The organism is Pseudomonas sp. 5P_5.1_Bac1, assembly GCF_025466015.1.
In the GTDB taxonomy this organism is placed as follows: domain Bacteria; phylum Pseudomonadota; class Gammaproteobacteria; order Pseudomonadales; family Pseudomonadaceae; genus Aquipseudomonas.
This window is the reverse complement of sequence record NZ_JANLNX010000060.1, coordinates 56,927-79,314: the sequence shown is the minus strand read 5'-3', so window position 1 is coordinate 79,314 and position 22,388 is coordinate 56,927. Positions and strand designations below refer to the sequence as shown.

Genomic DNA, 22,388 nt, shown 5'->3' with positions numbered 1-22,388 from the left:
GTCGGTGCGCTGCATGCGCATTCCCCATTCCTCAAAATCCCCTGACCCGACTATAGCCAGCAGGTAGTAGTGCTTGATCCCTCTAAAGTGTGATTTGCACATCACCCTCGCTCATGGCAGGGCCGGAGCGGGTGGTCTACAAGCTGGCTGGGCAAGAATGGCTGATATTTTCCATTTCACAAGGCAGCGGGGCCTCTGGAATGCGGCCCGCGTCGCTCAAGACGCGGGCCGGTGCGGCTTACAGGGTGGAAAGAAAAGCGCTGTTGCTGGCCTGCCACTCGACGATGTCGATGCGGATACGCTTCTTGTCGAGCTTGCCGACACTGGTCTTGGGAATTTCGGTAACAAGCGCGATCTGGCTGGGGATTGCCCACTTGTTGATGTGGCCCAGCTCAACAAACGGCTTCAAGTGTTCCTTCAATACCCGCGCATCGATGCTCGCGCCGTCCCGCACCACCAGCAGCGCGAACGGCCGCTCGCCCCACTGCGGATCGGCGATGCCCACCACCGCCACTTCGCGGACGGCCGGATGGCGGCTGATGAGGTCTTCCAGGTCGAGTGACGATACCCACTCGCCGCCGGTCTTGATCACGTCCTTGATGCGGTCGCGGATGTCGATCACGCCCATGCTGTCGAGGGTTGCCACATCGCCGGTGTGCAGCCAGCCGCCGGCCCACAGCTCCTCGCTCTTGGCCTCTTCGCGGTAGTAACCCATGGTCAGCCACGGCGCACGCAGGACCAGTTCGCCCTGGGCTTCGCCATCGGCCGGGAGGAATCTGCCGTCGCCGTCGACGATCGCCGCTTCCACCAAGGGCACCGGCACGCCGGCCTTGATCCGATAAGTGACGCACTCGTCCTCGCTGCCGGCGAGCAGCTCTTCGTTAAGGTGCGCGCACGCTACCAGCGGGCAGGTCTCGGACATGCCGTAGGCGGCGGTCAACTGGATGCCGCGGGCCTTGGCCGCTTCGTACAGCGCGCGGTTCAGCGCGCTGCCGCCGATGATGATCTTCCAGCCGCCGAAGTCCTCGTTCTGCGCGCCCTTGGCGTTGAGCAGCATCTGCAGGATGGTCGGCACGCAGTGGGAGAAACTGACTTTCTCGTCACGCCACAACTTGACCAACAGTTCCGGATCGTAACGCCCCGGGTACACCTGCTTGAGGCCGAGCATGGTCGCGACGTAAGGAATGCCCCAGGCGTGAACGTGGAACATCGGCGTGATGGGCATGTAGACGTCATCGGTGCCGAGCAGGCGGATGCTGTCGATGCTACCGGTAACAGTGGCTACCCCCATGGTGTGCAGCACCAGTTGGCGGTGGGTGAAGTAGACACCCTTGGGGTTACCGGTGGTGCCGGTGGTGTAGAAGGTGGTGGCGACGGAATTTTCGTCGAAATCCGGGAAGTCGTAGTGCGGGCTGGCGGCGGCCAGCAGTTGCTCGTACTCGCCAACCAGGCCGGGCAACTCGGCGGTTTTCTCGGGACCATCGGTGAGCAGGATGGTTTTTTCCACCGTGGTCAATTGCCCGGCAATCGCCTGGTAGAGCCCGACGAACTCGCTGTTGACCAGCACGAAGCGGTCGTCGGCGTGGTTCATGGTGTAGAGGATCTGCTCCGGCGACAGGCGCACATTGATGGTGTGCACCACCGCGCCGATCATCGGAATGGCAAACATGCACTCCAGGTAGCGATGGCTGTCCCAGTCCATCACTGCCACGGTATCGCCGGCCTTGACCCCGGCTTCGGTGAGCACGTTGGCCAGGCGCGCAATGCGCTCGTTGAGGGTCAGGTAGCTGTAGCGCAACTGGTCGCGGTAGACGATCTCGCGGGTTTTCTCGTAGCGGCTGCCAGACATGAGCAGGCGCTTGATCAACAGCGGAAACTGATACGCACCCTCGGCGGGGGCGATGATACGGGTCTGCAACATGGGAGTCCCTTTTCTGGAGTTGCACGGGGCATGGACAAAGCTGTCCTTACTCTAGAACGGGCCAGCGGCGGTCAAATCAGCCAAAGGAATGATTTGACCGCCATTCGACCGAACGGTCATACCGTCCGGCCGCCTCTGTTCAGCGTATTTCGCTGAACGCGATCTTTATCCCGAGGGCGATCAGCACAGCGCCCATGGTGCGGTCGAACCAGTGCCCCATGCGGGCAAAGCCGGCGCGCACGCGGGCCTGGCTGAACAGCATCGCCACCAGGCAGAACCACAGGCCGGTGGCCAGCGCCAGGTACACGCCGTAACCGGCCTGGACCAACAGCGGTGTATGCGGGTTGATGACCACGGTGAACAACGACAGGAAAAACAGCGTCGCCTTGGGGTTCAGGCCATTGGTCATGAAACCGGCGACGAAGGCCGCGCGCGGTGTGCGTTCGACGGTGGAAACCTGGATCGCCTCGCCGCCCGCGCCAGCCGGCTTGGCGCGCAGGGCCTTGAAGCCGATGTACACGAGGTAGGCGGCGGCGGCCCATTTCAGCGCGTTGAACAGCATGATCGACTGCGACACGATCAGGCCGATGCCCAGCAGCGAGTAGCCCACATGCAGGAAAATCGCCGTGCCCACGCCAAAGGCGGTCCAGGTCCCGGCACGGCGACCGTGGGTCACGCTTTCGCGCACGACCACGGCGAAGTCCGGGCCGGGGCTGGCGACGGCCAGCAAGTGAATCAGCGCGACCGTGAGAAATTCTGCCCAATACATGAAAAGCGGCTCCTGGTAAAAATGAGGGGCGTACCTTAACGATTCATAACTTGTTACAACAGGTACAGTTGGGTGTGGTCTTCAGTGCCCTACAGGCTTGACCCTCCCCCAAGGGTCAACCCCTACCCTGCGCCCTTTTCCCAAGGGCCCCGCCACACATGACCCAACGCATCCTGATCATCCTCGGCCACCCCGCCTCCGACAGTTTCTGCGCCACCCTAGGCCAGCACTACGCCGACGCTGCCCGCGAGGCCGGCCACGACGTCCGCCTCCTCAAACTGGGTGACCTCGCTTTCGACCCGATCCTGCGCCTGGGCTACCGCCAGGAGCAGCCGCTGGAACCCGACCTGCTCGAAGCCCAAGAGCACATCACCTGGGCCCAACGCCTGGTGCTGGTCTACCCGGTCTGGTGGGGCGGCGTGCCGGCGCTGCTCAAGGGTTTTCTCGACCGGATACTGCTGCCGGGCTTCGCCTTTCGCTACAGGAGCGGCTCGCCCTTCCCGGAAAAACTCCTGGCCGGGCGCACCGCCCACCTGCTGGTGACCCTGGACACTCCGCCCTGGTACTTTCGCTGGATCTACGGCGCGCCCGCCCTGCACCAGATGCGCCGCACCACCCTGGCCTTCTGTGGTATCCGCCCGGAAAAGACGCTAACGTTCGGCCCGGTTCTCCACTCCACGCCGCGGCGCCGCCAGTCCTGGCTACAGCAGGTCCGCGCCCTGGCCCTGCATTGAAAGGATGTTCGATGTACATCGGCGAAGCCGCCCGCCTCTCCGGCACCACCATCAAGTGCATCCGCCACTACGAAAGCATCGGCCTGCTGCCCCCGGCGAAACGCCAGGGCAAGTACCGCATCTATGACCCGCACGACGTAGAGCTGCTGGCGCTGATCAAATGCGCGCAGCGGCTCGGCTTTACCCTCCGCGAGATGCAGGCTCTAATGGCCGACGGACAGATTTCCCTCGAGCGTGCCCGCCAGGCCATCGCCGGCAAGAGCACGCAACTGCGCCAGCGGATCGACGACCTGCAACGGCAATTCGATGAATTGCAGGCGTTCGACGCCGGGCTGCAACAGCTTGCGGGCAGCTGCTTCCCCCTTCTTTAATCCGTCACCGATCCAGGAGCCTTTCATGACCCACGCCGTCTTTCTCGACCACAGCTCGCTGGACCTCGGTGATCTCGACCTGAGCGGTCTGCGCGACTGTTTCGACAGTTTCGACGTCCACCCCGCCACCGCCCCCGAGCAGGTCGCCGAGCGCCTGCGCGGTGCCGATGTGGTGATCAGCAACAAGGTGGTGCTGGACGCCGCCGCCCTCAAGGCCAGCCCGGACCTGAAGCTGATCCTGGTGGCCGCCACTGGCACCAATAACGTCGACCTGCAGGCCGCCCGCGCCCAGGGCATTGTGGTCAGCAACTGCCAGGGCTACGGCACGCCGTCAGTAGCCCAGCACACCCTGACGTTGCTGCTGGCACTGGCCACTCGCCTGCCGGACTACCAACAGGCGGTCGCCGCCGGCAAATGGGGCCAGGCCAAGCAGTTCTGCCTGCTGGATTTCCCTATCGTCGAGTTGGAAGGCAAAACCCTCGGCCTGCTCGGCCACGGCGAGTTGGGCAGCGCGGTCGGGCGACTGGCCGAGGCCTTCGGCATGCGCGTCCTGCTCGGCCAACTGCCCGGCCGCCCGCCGCGTGAAGACCGCCTGAGCCTGGACGAGTTGCTGCCCCAGGTCGACGCCCTGACCCTGCACTGCCCACTCAACGACAGCACCCGCCACATGATCGGCGCGGCGCAACTGGCGCTGCTCAAGCCCGGCGCCTTTATCGTCAACACCGCACGCGGCGGCCTGATCGACGAACAGGCGCTGGCCGACACCCTGCGCGCGGGCCATCTGGGCGGTGCGGCGACCGACGTGCTTTCGGTCGAGCCGCCCGTCAACGGCAACCCGCTGCTGGCGCCCGACATCCCGCGCCTGATCGTCACCCCGCACAGTGCCTGGGGCGCGGTGGAAGCGCGGCAGCGGATCGTCGAGCAGTTGAGCGAAAACGCTCGTGCGTTCCTGAGTGGCAGCCCACGGCGGGTGGTCAGCTAAGCCAAGGCGGGTTCTGTTAGACTTCGCCACTTTTTTCAGGAGCCGCCGTCCATGGACCCGCGCAGTGAAGTGTTGCTTCGTCAGGCCGATCTGTTCACAGGCCCGCTGTTGCTCGCCGGGTTACCGGCCGACAGCCTGCTGGGCACCTTCAGCCAGGCGTCGGGCTGGTCCTGGCATGCCGGCGACCAGGCAACGCTGGACGCCCGTTACAGCGGGCGCAGCCACTACGGCGTCGAAGTGCCGGAGGTGCCGTTTGACGGCGCCGTGCTGTTCCTGCCCAAGTCCCGTGATCTGGCCAACTACCTGCTCAACGCCCTCGCCTCGCGCCTGGGCGGCCGCGAGCTGTTTCTGGTCGGGGAAAAACGCGGCGGCATCGAGGCGGCGGCCAAGCAACTTCACGCCTTCGGCAAACCGCGCAAGCTCGACAGCGCCCGCCACTGCCAGTTGTGGCAGGTGACCGTGGAGCACCCGCCCGTCGCGCAGCCGCTGGAAAGCCTCGCGGAACGCTTCGAACTGCCGCTGGCCGATGGCCCGTTGCAGATCGTCAGCCTGCCGGGCGTGTTCAGCCATGGCCGGCTGGACCGCGGCACCGCGCTGTTGCTGGAGCATCTGGACGGTCTGCCCTCGGGTCATGTGCTGGACTTCGGCTGCGGCGCCGGGGTGCTGGGCGCGACGATCAAACGGCGTTATCCACAGAGCCGGGTCACCCTGCTCGACGTCGACGCCTTCGCCGTCGCCAGCAGCCGCCTGACCCTGGCGGCCAACGGTCTGGAAGGCGAGGTGATCAGTGGCGACGGGATCGACGCCGCACCTCGCGGACTGGACGTCATTCTGAGTAATCCGCCGTTCCACACCGGGGTCCACACCAATTACCAGGCCTCGGAAAACCTGCTGAAAAAATCCACCGAACATCTGCAAAAAGGCGGCGAAATGCGGCTTGTCGCCAACAGCTTCCTACGCTATCAGCCGCTTATCGAGGGCGCGCTGGGCAACTGCGAAGTGCGTGCCCAAGGCCAGGGATTCAAAATCTACCGGGCGTTGCGGTCGTAAAAACTTCGCTTGCCGAAACGGTTTTGCGAAGGCAGAATCCGCTCCGTCCTAGGGGAGTAGTCTCCCGCGAGCGCCCTGCTCGCCTAGTGCGACGTCAACATACTTGGTCCACAGACCATGGCGCGCACGACCCACGGTCCGCATAGACGGATCCAGGGTTTGACAAGACCTATGACACGCACACCTTACCCGGGGCGGGAAGGCTGTACGTGTCATAGCCGTGTCGACCCGCCCCGTAGGAATCCTGATGCTGGAATCGTTGCTCGTCCCCACCGCAATCGTTGCGCTCGCTGAAATCGGCGACAAGACGCAATTGCTGGCCCTCATTCTCGCCGCTCGCTTTCGCAAGCCCTGGCCAATCATCGCCGGCATCGTCGCTGCAACCCTGGCCAACCACGCCGCTGCGGGTGCCGTCGGGGCCTGGTTCGGCAGCTTCTTCAGCGAAGCGACCTTGCACTGGATTCTGGCCGCGAGCTTCCTCGCTACCGCCTTGTGGACGCTGGTTCCGGACAAGATGGACGATGACGAAGCCAGCACCGCGCGGCGCTTCGGGCCATTCCTGACCACGCTGATCGCGTTCTTCATCGCGGAAATCGGTGACAAGACCCAGGTCGCCACGGTGATGCTGGCGGCGCAGTATCCACACCTGATCCTGGTGATCATCGGTACCACCCTGGGCATGCTGATTGCCAACGTGCCGGTGGTACTGGCGGGCAACTTTGCCGCCGACAAACTGCCTCTGACCCTGATCCGCCGCCTGGCAGCGAGCGCCTTCGTGGTGCTGGCGTTGGTCGCGGTGTATTCGGCGATGAAGGTGAGTGGCTGGGTAGGCTGAGCCTGATCGGGTATTGCTGATGGCCTGATCGCCGGCAAGCCGGCGATCAGGCTTACAACCTCTTACTTCTTCGCCTGCTCATACAACGGCATCACCTTCGGAATCGCCGCCTGCAACGACGCGATGCGGCTGTCCGAAGCCGGGTGAGTGCTCATGAACTCCGGCGGCGAGTTGCCACCCGAAGCCTGGGCCATCTTGTTCCACAAGGTGATCGCGGCATTCGGGTTGTAGCCGGCACGGGCCGACAGTTCGAGGCCGATCAGGTCGGCTTCGTTCTCGTTGCCACGGCTGTTGGGCAAGGTCAGGCTGTACTGCACAACGGTATCAGCCAGGGCCAGGCTGTCTTCACCCAGACCCAGCAAGGCGCCAGCGCCCTGGCGGGCAATCTGGATGCCATAGGCCTTGGACATCGCTTCACGACCATGCTCGCGCAGGGCGTGGGCGATTTCATGGCCCATCACCGCGGCGATTTCATCGTCGGTCAGTTTCAGTTTGTCGATCAGGCCGGTGTAGAAAATGATCTTGCCGCCAGGACCGCAGTTGGCGTTGAGCTCGTCGCTCTTGATCAGGTTCACTTCCCACTTCCACTGCGCAGCATCCGGGCGGAACTGCGGCGCCTGGGCAATCAGCCGGTCAGCGATGGCCTGCACACGTTTGGCCGCAGCGCTGGTCTTGTCCAGTTGGCCCTTGGTGGACGCTTCGCCCAGGGTCTGCTGATAAGACTGGGCGTACATCTGGTTGACCTCATCGGTCGACAGCATGCTGAACATATATTGCTTGCGTTCAACACCCACCGCTCCGCCGTTGGTGGTGTTCACCGCCTGGCAACCCGCCAGCAGCATCGAGGCGCTCAAGGCGCCAATAACAACCGATCTACGCATCAATAAAACTCCCTTCTAACGTGGGCCGTATCCTAGGCCGGCACGATTCATCGCGCCACAACCGTTAGCAAAGATTTCTGTCCGACAGTCTCATGATTTAGCGGCGGCACGCCGATAACACCGGGGCAAGGCGACTTTTCCCTGCGCTCGGAGCCTCTATGAAGTTCAAGTCGATCCAGTTTTCCGTTGCGGCCCTGGCGGGCGCCATCGTGTTGAGTATCGTCGCAGCCCTGGTGCTGTATGCGGTGTATTCCGGTGCAAAAACCCAGGAACTGGTGCAAAACCGCACGCAGCAGCAGTTCGATACGTTGATCGAACAGCGCCTGACCGCCCTGGCCCAGACCCAAGTCAGCCAGATTCTGCGTCGCCTTGAAGCACCCCTGTTGATCGCTCGCGGCCTGGCCACCACCAACGCCCAGATCGGCCAGAAAAACGAAGCCGGCACCCCGCGCCTGCAGGTCCAGCGCGAAGAGCTGATCACCCTGCTGAAGCAGACGGTTGTGGATAACCCGCTGGTGCTGGGCGGCTACATCGCCTGGGAACCGAACGCCCTGGATCATGCCGACGCCAGCTTCGTCGGCACCGCGATCAAGGGCATCGACCCCGCGAACGGGCGCTTTCAGCCCTGGTGGTACCGCAATACCGACGGCAGCATGGCCGTGGAAGCGCTGGTCGACCTGAGCAACAACACCCTGCTGTCCACCGGCGTGCGCGCCAGCGAGTACTACCTGTGCTCGCAAGAAAGCCGGCGCGCCTGCGTGATCGATCCCGCGCCTTATAAAGTGGGCGACAAGATGGTCATGCTCGCCTCCTTTATCGAACCGATCCTGGTGGACGGCAAATTCCAGGGCATCGTCGGCGCCGACCTCTCGGTGAACTTCATCCAGGACCTGCTCAAGGCCGCCGACAGCCAGCTTTACAACGGCGCGGGCGAACTGGCGCTGATCTCCAACAACGGCCGTCTGGTCGCCTACACCAAGGACGAAAACAAGTTCGGCGAGAAAGCCAGCGACGTCCTCGACGCCGCCGATGCCGCCGGCCTGTCCAAGCTCGGTGGCGACACACTGCGCTATGAAGTCGACCATGAAAACGGTCAGATCCGCCTGTTCCTGCCGTTCAGGATTGCCGACACCGGCACCCACTGGACCCTGCTGCTGCAACTGCCCACCAGCGCGGTCATGGCCGATTCGGAAAAACTGCAGAACGAGCTGAGCGAACAACGCCGCACCGACATTACCGGCATGACCCTGGTCGGCCTGGCCATCGCGGCCCTCGGCCTGCTGGTGATCTGGCTGCTGGCCCACGGCATCGCCCGTCCGCTGCGGCAGATGGTGGCCATGCTCGATGACATCGCTCAGGGCGAGGGCGACCTCACCCGCCGCCTGCACAGTGATCGTGCCGACGAACTGGGCTCGATCGCCAAGGGCTTCAATACCTTCCTCGGCAAGCTGCAATCGATGATCAGCCAGGTGGTCAGCTCGGTGCAGAAGGTCAGCGACTCGTCGGAGCACACCGCCGATATCGCCATTCGCACCAACCAGGGCGTGCACAAGCAGATGGCGGAGATCGACCTGGTCGCCACCGCGGTGCACGAAATGACCGCCACCGCCCAGGACGTGGCGCGCAACGCCACCCATGCCGCCCAGGCCGCGAGCAATGCCGACCAGGCCGCCAACCAGGGCCTGTCGATTGTCCGCGACACCTCGCAATCGATCACCGCCCTGGCCGAAGAGATCGGCCGCGCGGTTGGCGTGGTGCAGGCGCTGGCCCGCGACAGCGAGAACATCAACGCCATCCTGGTGGCGATCCGTGCCATTGCCGAGCAGACCAACCTGCTGGCGCTCAACGCCGCCATCGAGGCTGCGCGGGCGGGTGAGCAGGGCCGCGGCTTCGCCGTGGTCGCCGACGAGGTGCGCAACCTGGCGCAGAAGACCCAGCAGGCCACCGAAGAAATCCAGCAGATGATCCAGCAACTGCAGCAAGGCACCCGCGATGTGGTGCGGGTCATGGAAGACAGCCAGGGCAAGACCGACGTCAGCGTGCAGCAGGCGGCGCGGGCGGCCGAGGCGCTGGAAAGCATCACCCGCGCGGTGTCGGTGATCAACGACATGAACACTCAGATCGCCAGTGCCGCCGAAGAGCAAAGCGCGGTGGCCGAGGACATCAACCGCAACGTGATCAACATCGGTCAGGTGGCCAACGAAGTGGCCGGTGGCGCCGACGAGTCCAGCGCCGCCAGCGCCGAGCTGACCAAGCTGGCCGAGCAGCAGCGCCGGTTGATCAATCAGTTCCGGGTCTGAGAACGCGTCGGGCGCCGGGTATCAACCCGGCGTCAGGCATTCCGGGCCATTCAGCTTCGGATCGTTGACGAAGTTGGCCAGCACCCGCTCGCGCAAGGCGGCGGGCGGGCTGGCCAGCAGGCCCTGGAGTTCACCGACCGGGGTGTCCGGGTTGAGCCAGGCGGCCTGCCCGGCGGCATCGAGGATCAGTGGACGACGCTGGTTCATCGCCGCCTGGGTCACCACCGCGGTGCTCAGCCAGACCTGCTCCTGCACCGAATACGCTTCCCAGATCGCCGCGAAGAACAACGACGAACCCTCCCCTGGCGTCAGCCAGTACGGGCGCTTGCGCACCGCGCCGCGCCATTCGTAGAAACCGTTGGCCGGCAGCAGGCAGCGACGCTTGGCGAAGGCTTCACGGAACATCGGTTGTTCGGCGAGGGTTTCGGCGCGGGCATGGGCGGGGGTGCGGGTGAGGTCGGTCAGCCAGGGCGGGGTCAGGCCCCAGCGGGCGCGGGCCAGAGTCATCTGGCCGTCGTCCAGGCGCTGGATCAGTACCTGGGCGCCGGGAGAAATGTTCCATTGGGCCTGCTGGCCCTCAGGAAAGCCGGGCAACCCGGCAAAAGCCGGCGACCAGCGAAACAGCGCATAACGTCCACACATTCAGGCGAAACCTAGCAAATCAGAATTCCCGGAAGGTGATCCGGCTCGTCGCCAGGAAGTGGCTGGGCCGCATTGTACGCGGCGATCAGTTGCCGTGCGTACTCGGCCTGCTCGTCGGGCACCGCGAGGCCGAGCAGGCCGTGCACCGGCAACTCGCCAATGCCGCCCATCAGGTCGCGCCCGGCCAGGTACGCCTCGATGCCTTCGCTGCCGAGCATGCCGATCAGCACTTCGGCTTCCAGCAGGTTTTCCGGCTCGTAGATTCGCTGCATCAGTCGTCCTCGCGCTTTACGTCCAGCATCCATTCGTCACCATGGACCTGCAAAATGAACACGATCGGGCGGCAACACACCGCGCAGTCCTCAATGTAATGCTGGTCACCACCGGAAAGATCGACGGTGGTTTCCACGGCTTCGCCGCAATAAGGGCAATCGTAGATCGCAGTTTCCAGCATCGCGGCCTCCGCAGTGATTGTGCGTATAATTGCCGGTCTTGCGCCCCCTCAAGCCGGTATTTCTGGGCGCAGCCTTACCCTTTACCCTAGCCGTTTCACAACAAGAGAGCATGATGGGCGAATTCGATGCCATCCGACCCTACGACGACGCTGAGGTCCCTGCCGTTCTGGCACGCCTGCTCAGCGACCCGGCATTCCTGGATATCCTCACCCGCTTCCGCTTCCCGCGCATGGCCACAGGTTTCGGCTGGCTGCTCAAGCCGCTGATCGCTCGCCGTCTGCGCAAGGAATTCGCCGGCGTGACCTGCGTCTCGACCCTGCAGGACAAGGTCGAGTTCTACGTCGACCACACCATCGAGCGCGCCACCGACGGCGTCACCTACACCGGTGTGGAGCAATTCAAGTCGGGTACCGCCTACCTGTTCCTGGCCAACCACCGCGACATCGTGATGGACCCGGCGTTCGTCAACTACGCGGTCTACCACGCCGGCCTGCCGACCCCGCGCATCGCCATCGGCGACAACCTGCTGCAGAAGCCCTTCGTCAGCGACATGATGCGCCTGAACAAGAGCTTCATCGTGCACCGCTCCATCAGCGGCCGGCGCGAGAAGCTGGCGGCCTATCAACTGCTCTCGGCCTACATCAACCACTCGATTCGCAACGACGGCGCCTCGATCTGGATCGCCCAGGCCGAAGGCCGCGCCAAGGACGGCGACGATCGCACCGATTCGGCGATCCTCAAGATGTTCCACATGAGCCGCAAGAGCGAGCCGTTCGGCGAGGTGATCCAGTCGCTGAACCTGAGCCCGGTGTCGATCAGCTACGAATACGACCCGTGCGACCAGGCCAAGGCCCGCGAGCTGTACATCCGCGCCACCACCGGCAGCTACAGCAAGGCGCCGGGTGAGGATGACCTGAGCATCGCCCAGGGCATCACCGGCTACAAAGGGCGGGTGCACATCAACTTCGCGGCGCCAGTAACTGAGCTCTTCGACGACACCAAGCAATTGGCGGTGGAGATCGACCGGCAGATTCTCGCTGGCTACCGGCTGTTCCCGGCGCATTACCTGGCGTACGCGCAGTGGGCGGATGCGGACCCAGAGTTGCAGGTGCCGAAGGCGGCCGAACTGTTTGGCGCCGAAGAGCTGGCCAAGGCTCAGGCGGAGTGGCAGCGCCGGCTGGAAGCGTGCCCGAAAGAGCATCGTCCGTACCTGGTGTTGCAGTACGCGATGCCGGTGCGCAATCAGTATCGGGTCAAGGCCGGGTTGCCGCTGTAACGCTTCAGGGCCTCATGGCAAGCGCGCGATGAGGCCCTGAAGAGGTCAGATCCAGGTGCTGACCCAGGACAACAGCAGCGCCAGCGCCAGGAAAGCAAACCCCAGGCTGTAATAGAACCGGTTGACCCGCTGGGTCAGCAGGTCGATGGCTGCCTCGCCCGCCGGCAGGCTGGCCATGGCCCGTGAGGCGCGGCGCCGGGCGTTGTGCAGGAGCACGCCGCCAGGGCAGGTCAGCAGCAGGGCCAGCAGATTGATCAGTTTGGTCGGGTGGGCAGCGAACAGGCCCCAGAACATTTGCAGCGACATCGCCTTACCTCGAAAGAACCACGATTGCTTCGAAACGCGCGCATTCTACCCAAGCCGCCCGTCCCTGCCCGCCCTTTACGACCAATGACGATAAATTGCGCCGTCATACAGTCGTCATCCAGACAAGCCACCCTGTTGCCCTCCCAACGAACCGGAGCTTGTCATGCTGCACGCCGAAAACCAGGATCGCCTCTATCTGATTGCCCAGAGCGAGGAGCAGGAAGCGCTGATCGACGGTTTGGCCTTCAACGTCCAGGACCGCCAATGGCTGGTCTACTGTGCCCTGGGCGGCCATCCCCACGATCATTTGCCGGAGGTCGACAGCCAGACCGGTATCAGCGTGCTCGACTTCTACGTCGACGCGGCCTGACCGCCGCCATGAAAAAGCCCGATGCCTGGCGACAGGCATCGGGCTTTTTGCGTTTGCTGTAGGAGCGAGCTTGCTCGCGAAGGGCTGCACAGCAGCCCGACAGCGTTACTCGCCCAACACCTGACCGATGGTCGGATCCTTGAACAGGCGGGTCAACGCGTCGCTGAGCACATCGCTGACCAGCTTGGTATTGGTTTCCTGGTTCGGCGCCATGCCGAAACGCTGGTCCAGCGAAGCGCCGTAGCGGCCGCTGTAACGGCGGTTGGCGTTGTTTACGTCAGCCTTGAAGGTCGCGCCGATGGTGGCTTCGGTCACGTACAGGCCTTCTTTGGGCGACTGGTACTTGAGTTCGGCCAGGGTCACGGTCAACTGCGGCGCGTTGTAGGCGTTCGGCGTCGGGGTGAAGCCCAACAGGCGGACAGCGGCTTCAGCCTGGGCCTGCAGCTTGGGCAGGATGTCGTTGCCGGTGACGCTGATGGCGCTGGTTTCCGGGTACAGACCACCGCGGGTGCCGAGGGTCTGGGTACCGCGGCCGTCGACCACCCGCACCACCACCGGCTGGCCATGGCCAACGGGTGCGAGCTGGGCGGTGAGTTTCGGTTGCGGGCTGAGTTGTTGCGGACTGTGGGCACAACCCACCAGGGTCAGGCTGGTCACAGCGATCAAACCGAACAACAAACGTTGCAACATGCTCATCTCTCCTGGAATAGCGGCAAAGGCCGCCAGTATACCCAGCCCGTCGTGCGCCAGTCATCGGGCCTCTGGGGTTAGGACAGCGCTTTCATGCATCCAATTCCCTGTCATACGGACTTCATCATTGCCGACGTATGCTGGCGCCAGTTTCCTACCGGTACATCGCCATGCACAGCCTCTGGTCCCTGCTCTTCAAACGCCAGCCGCAACGCCACTTCGCGCGCCTCGACGCGCAGGGCCTGTGCCAGGCATTCAAATGCTGCGAACAGCTACCTGCCGGGTTCGGCTGGGTGGAAGTCAGCGAATCGCGCCTGCAATGGCTGAACCGTCCACTCCCCGGTAACGCCCGGGTCGTACAGCGTCCGCGCGGCAATCGACTGCAGCGCATGCTCGCCGCCTGACGGCCGAGCAAGAAAAGTCGTTAATAAAGGTCGTTTCTCCCGGCGACCTCGTTATAATCTGCCCCCGATTATAAGGACGTCTCCTGATCGGGCCCCGCAGTACCGCCAATGCCACGCATCGGCTTCCCCGCATCCGCCCACAGAGAGCCGCCCACACAGGTCTTGCGAAGCCGGTGTGCCCGCTTTTTTCTCGGCCCCCATGCTCTGCCTGAACCTGACGGACCTGCCCTGCACGGTCCATTTTTGAGGTTCACGACTCCAAAAGAGCGTGAAAAAACGGGTTTTCACAACTTCACAAGAGTGTGGCGAGCAATGAACAGTCTGGTATGTGCAAAAGCATCATCAGTGTCCCGAACAGCCCCAAGCAGCTGGCTACGGCCTTCATCCGTCATGGGTGACTGAGGCCGGTTTCATAGCGCACGACGGGCGCCTCGACCATAAGTCGAATTGCCGCACCGGCCGCAAAATGCGTTCATACGCATCTAACGAGCCTGGTTGGCAGTGTCCGTGAACGTTGGAAAGCTGCGAAGTATCGGATAGGGCAGTCTCGGAGTTCCGGGGTCCTATGCTGTCAATTAGGTGCTGAAGATTTTGGAGATGCGTTAAATGGCGCAGAACGAAACAGTCGATGTGGTACTGGTAGGGGCAGGCATCATGAGTGCCACCCTGGCCGTGCTGCTCAAGGAACTCGACCCGGCAATCAAGCTGGAAGTCGTCGAGTTGATGGATTCGGGTGCCGCGGAAAGTTCCAATCCGTGGAACAACGCAGGTACGGGCCATGCCGGGCTGTGTGAACTGAACTACACGCCTCAGGCCGCTGACGGCAGCATCGACATCAAGAAAGCGGTGCTGATCAACACCCAGTTCGAGGTTTCCCGTCAGTTCTGGGCGTACCTGAGCAAAAAAGGTGCGTTCAGCTCGCCACGGGCGTTCATCAACCCGGTGCCACACCTGAGCTACGTCGAGGGTGACAAAGGCGTCGCGTTCCTGAAGAAGCGCTTCGAGCTGCTCAAGCAGCATCACGCCTTCACCGAGATGGAATACACCGAAGACCAGGCGGTGATGAAGGAGTGGATGCCACTGATGATGCCGGGTCGCCCAGCGGACCAGAAGATCGCCGCTACCCGCGTGATCAAGGGCACCGACGTCAACTTCGGCGCGCTGACCAACAAACTGCTCAAGCACCTGGCCAACGCGCCGGATGCGCAGGTCAAGTACAGCAAGAAGGTCACTGGCCTGCGCCGTAACGGCAGCGGCTGGACCGTCAGCGTCAAGGACGTCAACAGCGGCAGCAGCCGTGATGTCGACGCCCGCTTCGTGTTCCTCGGCGCCGGTGGCGCGGCCCTGCCGCTGCTGCAAGCGTCCGGTATCCCGGAAAGCAAAGGCTTCGGCGGCTTCCCGGTCAGTGGCCAGTGGCTGCGCTGCGACAACCCGGAAATCGTCAAGCAACACCAGGCCAAGGTCTACAGCCAGGCCGCGGTCGGTGCTCCGCCGATGTCGGTTCCGCACCTCGACACCCGTGTGGTGGACGGCAAGAAATCCCTGCTGTTCGGCCCATACGCGGGCTTTACCACCAAGTTCCTCAAATACGGTTCGTTCCTTGACCTGCCGCTGTCGGTGCGCATGGGCAACATCGGCCCGATGCTGGCCGTGGCCCGCGACAACATGGACCTGACCAAGTACCTGGTCAGCGAAGTGATGCAGTCGATGGAGCAGCGCCTGGACTCCCTGCGCCGCTTCTATCCGGAAGCGAAAGCCGAGGACTGGCGCCTGGAAGTCGCCGGCCAGCGCGTGCAGATCATCAAGAAAGACCCGAAAAAAGGCGGCGTTCTGCAGTTCGGTACCGAACTGGTGGCCGCACAGGACGGCACCCTCGCCGCCCTGCTGGGTGCCTCGCCAGGCGCTTCGGTGACAGTGTCGATCATGCTGGATCTGATCGAACGCTGCTTTGCCGACAAGGCCAAGGGCGAGTGGGCCGAGAAGCTCAAGGAAATCTTCCCCGCGCGGGAGAAAGTCCTGGCAGCCGACGCAGCCCTGTACCACAAGGTCAGCGCCTACAACGACGAGGCCCTGGGCCTGGTCGAAAGCAGCCCGGCGCCAAGCTACGCTTGAGTCGCGCTCATAAAAAAACGCCCTTCGGGGCGTTTTTTTATGGGCCGAAGATCGATCAGCCGCGGGCTTTCTCGATGATCTCGACGTATTCCGGCGCGTTGCGCTGGTCGGCGATCGCCTCGACGAAGGTCTTGCCGTGCTCGTCCTTGCCGTCCAGGTCGTAACCGGCTTCAACGAAGAAACCGACATAACGCTCGAAGTCGTCGATGCGCAGGCCACGGTAGCCCTTGATCAGCTTGTGGTGCGAAGGCGAGGTCACGCCATCGGCTGGCTCGTAAATGAGGAACGATTTGACGTAGTCATCGCTGATTTCGTCGCCAATCACCTGCTTCTTGTCTTTACGCATTACCGACTCCAACTGAACCATCAAGGACATTTTCCACGGGGCGGGCAGTTTACCCCCCGGCGGGCCCGGCGCTCAACGCGCGCGAAGGGTTCCGGTGTGCAGATCGGCCCAGATGTGGCCGTTGGGGTAGCTGAGGAATTGCACGTAGACGGTGTCGTTGCGCAGCAGGTCGAGGATCACCTGGTACTGCGCCGGCGCGTAATTCAGGGTCAGGGTGCGGGTGGCACTGTCGAAAGCCGGCTTTTTCAGGCTTTTGCCCTCGCCGTCGAAGCTGATCACCACCTGGGTGATGGTCGCGCCCTGGCTGAGCGGCTTGCCTTTCAGGCGCATGGTCAGCGACGAAGTGATCGGCAGCGGTTGCTGGTTGGACTGGCGCTGGTTACCGACGACCACCGAATAGCTGGTCACTTGCAGCAGTTGCTGGCTTTCGGGGTTTTCCCCGCGTACCGACTGCTCGTCCGGCGGCAGGAACTGGCCATGCATCGGCGCCGCAACGGCAGGCAGGCTCAGGAACAGGAGAAGCGGGAGAATCGTCGCACGCATGACAGGCTCCTTGGAGGGCCTGGCACTCTACCATGATGTGTCCGGTTGTCGCGGGGCGCAGGCGTTGCGCCAGGCCCCGCGGGCAATCAGTCGAACTGTGCGCGCATCCACGCCTGGTAGGCCGCGACTTCCGGCTCGCCTTCGCGCGGTGCCCAAGGGGCCATGTCGCCGTCGCTGACCGGGCGGTACGGGCCGGCCTTGCATTCGAACATCAGGGTGTCAGGTTCCATGACCACCAGGCCATGGAAAATGCCGGGCGCCAGATCAACCCCCAGGCAATCGCCGCCAGCCTGCATGATCCGCTTGTCCACCACATTGCCGGCCTCATCGAAAATCAGCAGGCCCAGCTTGCCCTTGAGGACGATCAGGTTCTCGGCCTTGTCGGCCGCCTGGTGGCGGTGGGGCGGAACGTAGGTTTCCGGCTGCAGGCCGACCAGCATGCGGTGGCACGGATCTTCCATCTCATGGAAGTTGTGGTGCGCACGGGCCCGCGGGCTTTGCGCGGCCTTTTGTGCCACCTCGGCAAACAGCGACTGGTCCAGGTAGGAAGGCTTGGCCATGGTGTCAGAGTCCTTTGACGGCGTAGATGCCATTGGCGTTACGCCAGTAGCCCTTGTAATCCATGCCGTAGCCGAAGACATAGCGGTCGACGCAGCTCAGGCCAACGAAGTCGGCCTTGAGGTCCGGGCTGGCCTTGCGGTCGTGGTCCTTGTCGATCAGCACGGCGGTGTAGACGTTGCGCGCACCGGCATGACGGCAGAAATCCATGATGGCGCTGAGGGTGTGACCTTCGTCGAGGATGTCGTCGATGATCAGCACGTCGCGGTCGATGAACGAGACTTCCGGTTTGGCCTTCCAGAACAGGTCGCCGCCGCTGGTCTGGTTGCGGTAGCGGGTGGCGTGCAGGTAGGAGGATTCCAGCGGGAACGGCAGGTGGGTCAACAGTTTGCCGGCGAAGATCAGCCCGCCGTTCATGACACAGAACACCACCGGGTTGCTGTCGGCCAGGCGCTCGGTAATCTGCGCGCCGACCCGGGCGATGGCCGCCTCGACTGCGGCCTCATCGTGCAGGCAGTCGGCCTCGCGCATGACTTGACGGATGTGCTCGAGATCAGCGGACATGAAACTCTCCAGGGAGTCAGGATTTGGAAAAGCGGGCAAAGGTACGCATCCACACGCATCAGATCAAGCATTTCTGGACTAACGTCCAGTGTGGCTATAGGACACACACGGTCGAATAGATTAATCTAGCGCGGTTTTTTTGCCCGCATTCCGGAGCCCTTCCCCATGCCCATCCGTGAGATCCGCCATCCGCTGATCCGCCACAAGCTCGGCCTCATGCGCCGTGCCGATATCAGTACCAAGAATTTTCGCGAACTCGCCCAGGAAGTCGGCGCGCTCCTGACCTATGAAGCCACCAAGGACCTGCCGCTGGAAACCTATTCCATCGATGGCTGGTGCGGCGCCGTTGAAGTCGAGAAGATCGCCGGCAAGAAAATCACTGTAGTCCCGATCCTGCGCGCCGGAATCGGCATGCTCGAAGGCGTGCTCAGCCTGATCCCGGGCGCCAAAGTCAGCGCCGTAGGCGTGGCCCGCAACGAGGAAACCCTCGAAGCCCACACCTACCTGGAAAAACTCGCGCCGGAAATCGACCAGCGCCTGGCCCTGATCATCGACCCGATGCTGGCCACCGGCGGTTCCATGGTCGCGACCATCGAGCTGCTCAAGCGCGCCGGTTGCAAGGATATCCGCGCCATGGTCCTGGTGGCCGCGCCGGAAGGCATCGCCGTGGTGGAGAAAGCCCACCCTGACGTGCAGCTCTTCACCGCTTCGATCGACCAGCGCCTGAACGAAGACGGCTACATCATTCCCGGCCTGGGCGATGCCGGCGACAAGATCTTCGGCACCAAGCAGAAGGACGCCTGAGCATGCAGGACGAGTTCAACGAACCGCTCTGGCGCCAGATCGTCTCCGGCGCACAAATGCTCTTCGTGGCCTTCGGCGCCCTGGTGCTGATGCCACTGATCACCGGCCTTGATCCCAACGTCGCACTGTTTACCGCAGGCCTCGGCACGCTGCTGTTCCAGATCGTCACCGGGCGTCAGGTGCCGGTGTTCCTGGCCTCCAGCTTCGCCTTCATCACCCCGATCATCCTCGCCAAGGGCCAGTTCGGCCTGGCCGAAACCATGGGCGGCGTCATGGCTGCGGGCTTCGTCTACACCTTCCTGGGCCTGGCGGTGAAGATCAAAGGCACCGGGTTCATCGACCGCCTGCTGCCACCGGTGGTGATCGGTCCGGTCATCATCTCCATCGGCCTGGCCATGGCGCCGATCGCGGCCAACATGGCCATGGGCAAGGCCGGCGACGGCACCGCCCTGATGCCGTACAGCACGGCGATGATGATCTCGATGCCGGCACTGCTGACCACCCTGATCGTCGCGGTCTTCGGCAAAGGCATCTTCCGCCTGGTGCCGATCATTGCCGGCGTGCTGGTGGGCTTCGGCCTGTCGTTCGCCTTCGGTGTGGTCGATGTCGCCAAGATCGCTGCTGCGCCATGGCTGGAACTGCCGAAGTTCACCGCGCCGGCGTTCAACTGGCAGGCCATCCTGTTCATCGTTCCGGTCGCCCTGGCGCCGGCGATCGAACATATCGGCGGCGTGATCGCGGTAGGCAGCGTGACCGGTCGCGATTACCTGAAGACCCCTGGCCTGCACCGCACCCTGCTGGGTGACGGCATTGCCACCACCACTGCCGGCCTGTTCGGCGGCCCGCCCAACACCACCTACGCCGAAGTGACTGGCGCGGTGATGCTGACCAAGAACTACAACCCGAAGATCATGACCTGGGCGGCGGTGTTCGCCATTACCCTGGCGTTCATCGGCAAGTTCGGCGCGCTGTTGCAGAGCATTCCGGTGCCGGTGATGGGCGGCATTCTCTGCCTGCTGTTCGGCTCGATCGCTGCGGTCGGCATGAACACCATGATCCGCCACAAGATCGACCTGAGCGAAGCCCGCAACCTGGTGATCGTTTCGGTGACCCTGGTATTCGGTATCGGCGGTGTGCTGGTAGGTAGCGGTGACGGCCCGGATGACTGGGGCCTGAAAGGCATCGCGCTGTGCGCGGTGGTGGCTATCGCCCTGAACCTGCTGTTGCCGGGCAATGATGGTTGGAAGAACAAGGTGATGGATGATCATCTGCCCTGAGCGGGATGATCTTCACCTGTAAAAAAGGGGGCTCCAATGGAGCCCTCTTTTCATTTCTTCACGGGGTACTGTTCTGACTTCTGAAGCAACGCCGTTCTTGTGGGAGCTGGGTTGCCAGCGATGCGGTTCGGCGCTCCGACAACACGCGGCCCCTCGCGAGCAAGCTCGCTCCTACAGGTAACGTGTCACGCAACCGTGAGAGCTGAACAGCCCCAGGATTCCGTGAAGCCCCGCACTTTATCGCCGAAACACCGGTTCAAGCCCGCTCGCACAACGTAACCAGTGCCTGCACCCATTGCGGGTGATCATTCAGACAAGGCACCAACTTCAACTCCTCCCCGCCCGCCTCGATGAACTGCTCGCGACCGCGGTCGCCAATTTCTTCGAGGGTCTCGATACAGTCGGCAACGAACGCCGGGCACATCACCAACAGCTTTTTCGCCCCGGCCTTGGCCAGTTCATCCAGCCGCGCTTCGGTGTAGGGCTCGATCCACTTCGCCTTGCCTAGCCGCGACTGGAAGGACACCGACCATTTGCCATCCGGCAAGCCCATCTTGCGCGCGAAGGCCTGGGCGGTCCGCAGGCACTGACCGCGATAACAGACGGCGAGCATTTCCGCCGAGGCCTCACGGCAGCAGTCGGCGTCCTGGAAGTTATGCGTACCAGTCGGGTCGAGCTTCTTCAGGTGCCGCTCCGGCAGCCCGTGGAAACTCAGCAGCAAGTGATCGAAATCCTGCTCCAGATAAGGCTTGGCGCTCGCCACCAGCGCATCGATGTACTCGGGCTGGTCATAGAACGGCTTCAACACGGTCATCTGCAACGGCAACTGCTGTTCGGCGATCACCTCTTTCGCCTGGGCGATCACGGTGGTCACGGTGCTGTCGGCGAACTGCGGATACAGGGGCGCGAGGGTCACTTTGCGCACGCCTTGGGCGGCGAGTTTCTTCAACACCGAGGGCAGCGACGGCTCGCCATAGCGCATGGCGATTTCCACCGGCCCGTGGGTCCAGTGCGGCGCCACGGCCTGTTGCAGACGACGGGTCAGCACCACCAGCGGCGAGCCCTCGTCCCACCAGATCGATGCGTAGGCATGGGCGGACTGTTCCGGGCGCTTGATCAGGATCAGCGACACCAGCAGACGCCGCACCGGCCACGGCAAGTCAATGACGTAAGGGTCCATCAGGAACTGATTGAGGTAACGGCGCACATCGGCGACGGAGGTGGACGCCGGTGAACCCAGGTTGACCAGCAGCAAAGCATGATCGGTCATGCAACATCCTTTTCAGAGGCGGGGGGACAACTCATCCAGCGCCGATTGCACATCGTTGAAACGGAAAGTGAAGCCCGCCGCCAGCGCACGCACCGGGCGGGCGCGCTGGCCACCGAGCAGCAAGGTCGACAGCTCGCCAAGCCCCGCTTTCAAAACCAGCGCAGGCAGCGGCATGAACGCCGGCCGGTGCAGCGTGCGGCCCAGGCGCCGGGCGAACTCGCGGTTGCGGACAGGCTCCGGAGCGCAGGCATTATAAGGACCGCTGGCATCGTTGCGCTGCAAGAGAAAATCAATCAGGGCGATTTCGTCCTGGATATGAATCCACGGCATCCACTGCCGTCCATCGCCGATCGGCCCGCCCAGCCCGAGTTTGAAGGGCAGCCGCAGGCGCGACAAAAAGCCGCCCTCACTGGCCAGGACCAGACCGGTGCGAAGCAGCACGACACGGATGCCCAGGGCTTCGGCGCGCTGCGCGGTTTCTTCCCAGGCGATGCACAACTGGCTGGCGAAGTCCTCTTTGACCGGGCGCGAAGACTCGGTCAATTCACGCTCGCCGCCATCGCCATACCAACCCACCGCGGAGCCGGAAATCATCACGGCCGGGCGCTGCTCACGGCGCTCCAGCCAGGCCAGCAGGTGTTCGGTCAGGGTGATCCGGCTGCCCCACAACTGCGCCCGCCGCGACACGGTCCAGGGCCGATCGGCGATCGGCGCGCCGGCCAGGTTGATGACCGCATCCAGCGGCCCGTCGCCGTAAGCCTCCAGTTCGCTGATGCCACGAACGCCGGCACCGCAAAGCTGGCCAACCTGGTCGGCACGGCGGCTCCAGACCGTCAGTCGATGGCCCTGGTCGAGCCAGTGGCGACACAGTTGCTGTCCAATCAGGCCGGTACCACCGGTCAGCAATATATTCATGGCCGTGTCCTCA

The 22,388-nt window shown here is 63.4% G+C and carries 26 protein-coding genes and 1 pseudogene; 13 read left to right on the top strand and 14 right to left on the bottom strand.

The features are described from left to right. Positions 1-238: 238 nt before the first annotated feature. Positions 239-1,921, bottom strand: coding sequence for a fatty acid--CoA ligase (locus NTD82_RS15000; RefSeq protein ID WP_262129268.1), 1,683 nt, complete (start codon positions 1,919-1,921; stop codon positions 239-241). A gap of 139 nt (positions 1,922-2,060) precedes the next feature. Further along, complete coding sequence (locus tag NTD82_RS14995; protein WP_110971885.1) at positions 2,061-2,690, bottom strand: LysE family transporter; 630 nt, start codon at positions 2,688-2,690, stop codon at positions 2,061-2,063. Between the two features lie 158 nt (positions 2,691-2,848). Here NTD82_RS14995 and NTD82_RS14990 point away from each other — a divergent pair, with 158 nt between their 5' ends. The 5 genes from NTD82_RS14990 to NTD82_RS14970 all read left to right on the top strand — a co-directional run bounded on the left by NTD82_RS14990 (position 2,849) and on the right by NTD82_RS14970 (position 6,662). Beyond that, the gene (locus tag NTD82_RS14990; protein WP_262129267.1) at positions 2,849-3,424 is read left to right on the top strand and encodes an NAD(P)H-dependent oxidoreductase; all 576 of its coding nucleotides are present in this window, start codon (positions 2,849-2,851) and stop codon (positions 3,422-3,424) included. Between the two features lie 11 nt (positions 3,425-3,435). Then, complete coding sequence (locus NTD82_RS14985) at positions 3,436-3,795, top strand: MerR family transcriptional regulator (protein ID WP_262129265.1); 360 nt, start codon at positions 3,436-3,438, stop codon at positions 3,793-3,795. A 25-nt stretch (positions 3,796-3,820) separates the two neighbouring features. Continuing rightward, positions 3,821-4,777 (top strand): 2-hydroxyacid dehydrogenase, encoded by a 957-nt coding sequence (locus NTD82_RS14980; protein ID WP_095158617.1) that lies wholly within the window; start codon positions 3,821-3,823, stop codon positions 4,775-4,777. 51 nt (positions 4,778-4,828) lie between these two features. Next, a complete protein-coding gene (locus NTD82_RS14975; protein ID WP_262129264.1) occupies positions 4,829-5,827 on the top strand; it encodes a class I SAM-dependent methyltransferase in 999 nt (332 codons plus the stop codon). A gap of 247 nt (positions 5,828-6,074) precedes the next feature. Next, positions 6,075-6,662, top strand: coding sequence for a TMEM165/GDT1 family protein (locus NTD82_RS14970; RefSeq protein ID WP_262129263.1), 588 nt, complete (start codon positions 6,075-6,077; stop codon positions 6,660-6,662). A 62-nt stretch (positions 6,663-6,724) separates the two neighbouring features. On the opposite strand, the gene NTD82_RS14965 is transcribed toward NTD82_RS14970, so the two are convergent. Then, positions 6,725-7,543, bottom strand: a complete 819-nt coding sequence (locus NTD82_RS14965) for a M48 family metallopeptidase (protein WP_095158620.1) — start codon at positions 7,541-7,543, stop codon at positions 6,725-6,727. Positions 7,544-7,701: 158 nt separating this feature from the next. Between NTD82_RS14965 and NTD82_RS29350 the strand changes: the two are divergent. Both NTD82_RS29350 and NTD82_RS29345 read left to right on the top strand, forming a co-directional pair. Further along, positions 7,702-8,985 (top strand): annotated as a pseudogene (locus tag NTD82_RS29350) (HAMP domain-containing protein); the annotation flags it as partial. A 15-nt stretch (positions 8,986-9,000) separates the two neighbouring features. After that, positions 9,001-9,843: a methyl-accepting chemotaxis protein gene (locus tag NTD82_RS29345; RefSeq protein ID WP_410017056.1), complete on the top strand. Its 843-nt coding sequence runs from the start codon at positions 9,001-9,003 to the stop codon at positions 9,841-9,843. A gap of 21 nt (positions 9,844-9,864) precedes the next feature. Here NTD82_RS29345 and NTD82_RS14955 read toward each other — a convergent pair whose 3' ends face one another. Genes NTD82_RS14955 through NTD82_RS14945 form a run of 3 tightly spaced genes read right to left on the bottom strand, consistent with a single transcriptional unit; the run spans position 9,865 to position 10,939 of the window. Further along, the gene (locus tag NTD82_RS14955) at positions 9,865-10,485 is read right to left on the bottom strand and encodes an SOS response-associated peptidase (RefSeq protein WP_262129260.1); all 621 of its coding nucleotides are present in this window, start codon (positions 10,483-10,485) and stop codon (positions 9,865-9,867) included. Positions 10,486-10,496: 11 nt separating this feature from the next. Further along, positions 10,497-10,757, bottom strand: coding sequence for a putative signal transducing protein (locus tag NTD82_RS14950; protein ID WP_095158623.1), 261 nt, complete (start codon positions 10,755-10,757; stop codon positions 10,497-10,499). Further along, on the bottom strand, positions 10,757-10,939 hold the full coding sequence (locus tag NTD82_RS14945; RefSeq protein ID WP_095158624.1) for a CPXCG motif-containing cysteine-rich protein: 183 nt from the start codon (positions 10,937-10,939) through the stop codon (positions 10,757-10,759). Before NTD82_RS14945 ends, NTD82_RS14950 begins: the two co-directional genes overlap by 1 nt. A gap of 110 nt (positions 10,940-11,049) precedes the next feature. On the opposite strand from NTD82_RS14945, the gene NTD82_RS14940 reads away from it, so the two are divergent. Beyond that, positions 11,050-12,216 (top strand): 1-acyl-sn-glycerol-3-phosphate acyltransferase, encoded by a 1,167-nt coding sequence (locus NTD82_RS14940; RefSeq protein WP_262129259.1) that lies wholly within the window; start codon positions 11,050-11,052, stop codon positions 12,214-12,216. 45 nt (positions 12,217-12,261) lie between these two features. Here NTD82_RS14940 and NTD82_RS14935 read toward each other — a convergent pair whose 3' ends face one another. Next, positions 12,262-12,522 carry a hypothetical protein gene (locus tag NTD82_RS14935; RefSeq protein WP_095158626.1) on the bottom strand — a complete coding sequence of 87 codons (261 nt, stop codon included), beginning with the start codon at positions 12,520-12,522 and terminating at the stop codon, positions 12,262-12,264. Positions 12,523-12,685: 163 nt separating this feature from the next. Here NTD82_RS14935 and NTD82_RS14930 point away from each other — a divergent pair, with 163 nt between their 5' ends. Further along, positions 12,686-12,892, top strand: a complete 207-nt coding sequence (locus NTD82_RS14930) for a hypothetical protein (protein WP_095158627.1) — start codon at positions 12,686-12,688, stop codon at positions 12,890-12,892. 105 nt (positions 12,893-12,997) lie between these two features. On the opposite strand, the gene NTD82_RS14925 is transcribed toward NTD82_RS14930, so the two are convergent. Beyond that, complete coding sequence (locus NTD82_RS14925) at positions 12,998-13,582, bottom strand: YajG family lipoprotein (protein WP_095158628.1); 585 nt, start codon at positions 13,580-13,582, stop codon at positions 12,998-13,000. A gap of 170 nt (positions 13,583-13,752) precedes the next feature. Between NTD82_RS14925 and NTD82_RS14920 the strand changes: the two genes are divergently transcribed. Together NTD82_RS14920 and mqo are read left to right on the top strand one after the other, a co-directional pair. Then, positions 13,753-13,986 carry a hypothetical protein gene (locus tag NTD82_RS14920; RefSeq protein WP_095158725.1) on the top strand — a complete coding sequence of 78 codons (234 nt, stop codon included), beginning with the start codon at positions 13,753-13,755 and terminating at the stop codon, positions 13,984-13,986. 606 nt (positions 13,987-14,592) lie between these two features. After that, the gene (gene mqo, locus NTD82_RS14915) at positions 14,593-16,098 is read left to right on the top strand and encodes a malate dehydrogenase (quinone) (RefSeq protein WP_095158629.1); all 1,506 of its coding nucleotides are present in this window, start codon (positions 14,593-14,595) and stop codon (positions 16,096-16,098) included. Positions 16,099-16,153: 55 nt separating this feature from the next. Here mqo and NTD82_RS14910 read toward each other — a convergent pair whose 3' ends face one another. From NTD82_RS14910 to NTD82_RS14895, 4 genes are all read right to left on the bottom strand, one after another. Next, on the bottom strand, positions 16,154-16,444 hold the full coding sequence (locus NTD82_RS14910) for a PA4642 family protein (RefSeq protein WP_095158630.1): 291 nt from the start codon (positions 16,442-16,444) through the stop codon (positions 16,154-16,156). Positions 16,445-16,516: 72 nt separating this feature from the next. Continuing rightward, positions 16,517-16,987, bottom strand: a complete 471-nt coding sequence (locus NTD82_RS14905) for a hypothetical protein (RefSeq protein WP_095158631.1) — start codon at positions 16,985-16,987, stop codon at positions 16,517-16,519. An 86-nt stretch (positions 16,988-17,073) separates the two neighbouring features. After that, the gene (locus NTD82_RS14900; RefSeq protein WP_262129258.1) at positions 17,074-17,547 is read right to left on the bottom strand and encodes a WbuC family cupin fold metalloprotein; all 474 of its coding nucleotides are present in this window, start codon (positions 17,545-17,547) and stop codon (positions 17,074-17,076) included. A gap of 4 nt (positions 17,548-17,551) precedes the next feature. Continuing rightward, entirely contained in the window at positions 17,552-18,109 is a 558-nt protein-coding gene (locus NTD82_RS14895) for a hypoxanthine-guanine phosphoribosyltransferase (RefSeq protein ID WP_095158633.1), read from the bottom strand. A gap of 165 nt (positions 18,110-18,274) precedes the next feature. Between NTD82_RS14895 and upp the strand changes: the two genes are divergently transcribed. Both upp and NTD82_RS14885 read left to right on the top strand, forming a co-directional pair. Further along, positions 18,275-18,913 (top strand): uracil phosphoribosyltransferase, encoded by a 639-nt coding sequence (gene upp, locus NTD82_RS14890; RefSeq protein WP_095158634.1) that lies wholly within the window; start codon positions 18,275-18,277, stop codon positions 18,911-18,913. A gap of 2 nt (positions 18,914-18,915) precedes the next feature. After that, entirely contained in the window at positions 18,916-20,190 is a 1,275-nt protein-coding gene (locus NTD82_RS14885) for a uracil-xanthine permease family protein (protein ID WP_095158635.1), read from the top strand. Positions 20,191-20,446: 256 nt separating this feature from the next. Here NTD82_RS14885 and hemH read toward each other — a convergent pair whose 3' ends face one another. Further along, positions 20,447-21,460 (bottom strand): ferrochelatase, encoded by a 1,014-nt coding sequence (gene hemH, locus NTD82_RS14880; protein WP_262129257.1) that lies wholly within the window; start codon positions 21,458-21,460, stop codon positions 20,447-20,449. Positions 21,461-21,472: 12 nt separating this feature from the next. Continuing rightward, the gene (locus NTD82_RS14875) at positions 21,473-22,375 is read right to left on the bottom strand and encodes a TIGR01777 family oxidoreductase (RefSeq protein ID WP_110971900.1); all 903 of its coding nucleotides are present in this window, start codon (positions 22,373-22,375) and stop codon (positions 21,473-21,475) included. Between the last annotated feature and the right edge of the window lie 13 nt (positions 22,376-22,388).